Below are 3901 nucleotides of genomic sequence, written 5' to 3'. Positions count from 1 at the left end.
ATGGTCCATCGACGGCCAGACGCACGAGGTGACGCAGCAAGGCGGACTTTCCGCCATGCACATGAGCCAGCGCTGAAAAGCGTTCGGCCAGTCTATCGTCGATGTGGGTGCTTAAGTGCTGCATGTCCCCCGTTGGCGCCAGTTGGCAAAATTCAGTCGCGACGGCTATCCCGCCCTAGAAACGTTTTAGCCAAAAAATCTGTGAGAACAAACGTTTACATGTCTGTGCTGTCTCGCTGCGCTCGGCAGTTGAAATTGGAAGGGGGAAGGCGCTCCGCCCTCCCCCTGAACCCCACCCGGACGCCCTCCAGGGGTTCACCCGAAACGCCGCTGACGCAGCCCCCTATGTCACCGCCTCTTCCATGCAAGGGACGCTTCGCTCCAGCCCCTGCATGGCCGCATTGCGCTGACATGGCCGGGGTGTGCGCGGCTCTGGGGGTTCACCACCAGGGAACAAAGACCCGACGCGGGGCAGGCACGCCGTCGCCGGATTCAAATTTCGACAATGCGTATAATCAGATATCCGTACGGTTCGGATGGTTCGCGCTGCACATTCTGCGGCGCTAGCGACTTGATTGTTCAGGTCACGCGTCGGAGCGGCCAAAACCGGTACCATCGAGGCGGGTGAGGTCCATGAGGATTGACCGGATTTGCGGCCATGGCGGCTCGTCGCGTCGACCGTCGTCCTCATATCTCAGCAGAACGGTATGGAGCTTCGCGACTATTCCAACCACCGATCGGGCACGCTCCGCCCAAAGGGCTTCCGTCAGCTTTTCCAAGTGGGCTTCCTCCTTTACTCCGCAGGTCGCGGCGACGATACCAAACTATTTGGTCTTACCCTGGGCGCTGAGAGGATCCGATTTGATCACCCATTGCGCCGATAGCATCGTCCTGCTCCTGGACGAGCATAGTCAGGTAAGGTTCGTAAAGGCCCCGCTGGCGCTCCCCTCGATGCCCATATCGTTGATCATACATAAACAGATGGCGAGCGATCCGGCGACGGCTTGGCTAAAGCGGCTGATGGAAAAGATCTACGCAGATCGAGAAGTTCGCAAGGGAACTCCTAGAGCGGGCAGTTCTAGTCAGAACTAAATTGACCGAGATCAAGCCATTCAGAGGAGCGATCGTATCTCGGGCGCGCCGCCGATTTCTGTCGCTATGCGCTGACCGGACGATCGCTGGCGTTAATACAGTGATGATGAGCAACATCCATAGAAACGCGATATTTCCGTCGGTTGTTTCACGCACATCTTGGACCAGGTGCGAATAGCCGACCGCCGATGTGCGCGAACGAACAATCTACCTCATTCGATCGGACACATCTCCATGCAGTCCGAGAAGGATATCGGGATCCCCATGAAGCGCATTCCTGCGTACATCGCAATTTATACCGACGCGATACCACAGCAGAGGGAGCTTGACCGGTTTTTCGCAAGGCATGGCTATAAACCAGCGTGACACTCCAGCGAAGTGAGCAGATAGTTGGGAATTGGCACAGTTGGCGCAGACGATTGGCCGGGTGGAGCAATCGCTGGATCGATGCTCGAACATATGCGCCTGCCAGATGCAGGAGGGTACTGCATTCGCAAAGTCGGTGAAGATGGGAGATGTTCGCGGCGCTCCGCTCAAAATTGAAGCCCGCACAAAGAGGGAACGGCAATGAAAAAACTACTTGCATCCACATGCCTGATTTTCGGCCTGCTAGGAGGAGCGTCCTTTGCCCGCGCTGCGGAATGCGGCAGTATCACAATCGCCAGCATGAACTGGCAGAGCGCCGAGGTACTTTCGAATCTTGACAAGATCATCCTGAACGAAGGTTACGGCTGTCAGGCAGATATCACCGTCGGTGACACAGTTCCGACAATCACCTCTATGGCCGAAAAGGGTCAGCCGGATATCGCCCCCGAAGCATGGGTCGATCTGCTCCCCGAAATCGTCAAGAAGGGAACTGACGAGGGTAAGATCGTAGCGGTCGGCTCGCCGCTCCCGGATGGCGGCAATCAAGGCTGGTGGATTCCGAAATACCTTGCGGATGCCCACCCGGATATCAAGACCATACCGGACATGCTGAAGCATCCGGAACTCTTCCCGGATCCTGAAGACTCTTCAAAGGGAGCAATCTTCAACGGACCATCCGGTTGGGGCGGCACGCTCGTAACCACGCAGCTCTATAAAGCTTTTGACGCCGAGAAGGCTGGCTTCAGGCTTGTCGATACCGGTTCCGCAGCTGGCCTCGACGGTTCCATCGCCAAGGCCCATGAGCGCAAGCAGGGTTGGGTTGGCTATTACTGGGAACCGACCGCTTTGCTCGGCAAATATCCGATGGTGAAGCTGGAGGCCGGCGCCCCCGCTGACCCGGCGGAGTGGAAGCGTTGCAACACGGTAGCAGATTGCCCCGATCCGAAGCCGAATGCATGGCCGGTCGACACCATTGTAACGCTGGTCGCAAAGCCCTTCTCGGAAAAGGCAGATCCGGCAGTGATCGACTATCTCAAGAAGCGTTCCTGGAGCAACGATACGGTCAACAAGCTGATGGCCTGGATGACTGACAATCAGGCGACTGGTGAAGATGGAGCCAAGCATTTCCTCAAGGAAAACAAGGACATCTGGACCAAGTGGGTCTCCCCGGAAGCGGCGAAGAAAATCGAGGCTTCTCTCTGACATCCACATAATTGCGGTGCGCAAATGCACACGCAATTCGCTTGCTGTACGGGTCGGAATTCTTGATGTCGGCGGTTAACGCAAGCCAAATTCTCGGTGCGACCTTCGAAGTTTCGCGGGTGTCACGATTGTCGCGCCGTGGCGGCGATTTTAGCTACGGGTATACCGCCGACTGCTAGAAATGCATCGGAGTTGCGTCTACTCGTCGCCGAACTCGAAAGGCCACATCTGGGCGCCATGCAGAACACGTAGAATGCGAGCCCGACTGCTTTCGGGAAAGCCAAGGAGACGACGAACAGCTTGGCGATCTCCTCGTCTACGTGGACCGCTGCCTTCGGATTCTCTCTTTCAATGTAGCCTGAAGATGCCCAAAGGGGCGCTGCCCCTCTGGACTCCCCGCCCTTTGTTCCTTGCCATTAATGGCTGAGACATGCCATTAAAGTCTGAGACGCGAAGCGGCCGCGACGCACTGCTTTGCAGCGCAAGCAGACATTGCAAGGCGCGCAGCAGGCGGCATGCTCCGGTTGCTTCTCCGTCAGGCAGGCCCACACACTTGATTGGAGAACTCATGTTTGACCACGTCAAATTCGGAGCCAGCGACTATTCAGCGAGCAAAGCGTTCTTCCTCAAGGCACTCGAACCGCTCGGCGTAGCTGTTGTCTCGGAGGGGCCGCCGACGTACGGTGTCGAGCTTAGCCCAAAGGGTAAGGCTTCATTGTGCCTGTACCAAACCGAGGAGACGCCGGCGCATCTTCACTTGGCATTCACGGCCGAGAATCGCCAGCAAGTCGAAGCTTTCTATCGCGCGGCTCTGGAGGCGGGTGGCAAAGACAATGGTGCGCCCGGTCTGCGCCCGCACTACCACGCGAACTACTATGCAGCTTTCGTCATTGGTCCGGACGGGCACAACATCGAAGTGGTTTGCCACGAACCCGAGGCCTAACCCTTCCATCGAGGGGACGTCCACAAGCGGGCTTCGCCCACTTGTGGCCGCCCCTCATGTCAAACGTTGGGAAGGGGGCGAGGGAACCGTCGCCTCTGTCCTAGAGCGTTTCATGTTTTCACCGAAGCGTATCCTGCGTTGGTAAAGTAGTTGGCGCATTCGTCTGGTTCGATGGTGTTGGCGAGGTAGCCGAGATGGCGCCAGGTGTCGTCGACGGTTCGCTTTTGAGCCTGGCGCATCCAGTGCTTGATCTTGGCAAAGACCTGTTCGATCGGATTGAGGTCGGGGGAATATTTC

General features: G+C 57.3%; 3 protein-coding genes and 3 pseudogenes. 3 read left to right on the top strand and 3 right to left on the bottom strand.

The window, feature by feature from the left end; genetic code table 11:
* Positions 1-584 precede the first annotated feature (584 nt).
* Positions 585-779: a hypothetical protein gene (locus tag CU102_RS28125; RefSeq protein WP_106714331.1), complete on the bottom strand. Its 195-nt coding sequence runs from the start codon at positions 777-779 to the stop codon at positions 585-587.
* A 494-nt stretch (positions 780-1273) separates the two neighbouring features.
* Between CU102_RS28125 and CU102_RS30745 the strand changes: the two are divergent.
* Positions 1274-1458: pseudogene (locus CU102_RS30745) on the top strand (TetR/AcrR family transcriptional regulator); the annotation flags it as partial.
* A gap of 201 nt (positions 1459-1659) precedes the next feature.
* Positions 1660-2661, top strand: a complete 1002-nt coding sequence (locus CU102_RS28110; protein ID WP_106714329.1) for an ABC transporter substrate-binding protein — start codon at positions 1660-1662, stop codon at positions 2659-2661.
* A 267-nt stretch (positions 2662-2928) separates the two neighbouring features.
* Here CU102_RS28110 and CU102_RS31230 read toward each other — a convergent pair.
* Positions 2929-3014: pseudogene (locus CU102_RS31230) on the bottom strand (type II toxin-antitoxin system mRNA interferase toxin, RelE/StbE family); the annotation flags it as partial.
* A 215-nt stretch (positions 3015-3229) separates the two neighbouring features.
* Here CU102_RS31230 and CU102_RS28105 point away from each other — a divergent pair.
* Positions 3230-3604 carry a VOC family protein gene (locus CU102_RS28105; protein WP_106714328.1) on the top strand — a complete coding sequence of 125 codons (375 nt, stop codon included), beginning with the start codon at positions 3230-3232 and terminating at the stop codon, positions 3602-3604.
* 110 nt (positions 3605-3714) lie between these two features.
* Here CU102_RS28105 and CU102_RS28100 read toward each other — a convergent pair.
* Positions 3715-3901 (bottom strand): annotated as a pseudogene (locus CU102_RS28100) (IS630 family transposase); the annotation flags it as partial.

Source organism: Phyllobacterium brassicacearum (genome assembly GCF_003010955.1).
GTDB lineage: Bacteria > Pseudomonadota > Alphaproteobacteria > Rhizobiales > Rhizobiaceae > Phyllobacterium > Phyllobacterium brassicacearum.
Note: the sequence above shows the minus strand (reverse complement) of the source record. Positions and strands in the feature narration are given on the sequence as shown.

Excerpts from the sequence above, each read along its gene's own strand:
- CU102_RS28110 (WP_106714329.1), top strand. The coding sequence starts at position 1,660 with ATGAAAAAACTACTTGCATCCACATGCCTGATTTTCGGCCTGCTAGGA.
- CU102_RS28105 (WP_106714328.1), top strand. The coding sequence starts at position 3,230 with ATGTTTGACCACGTCAAATTCGGAGCCAGCGACTATTCAGCGAGCAAA.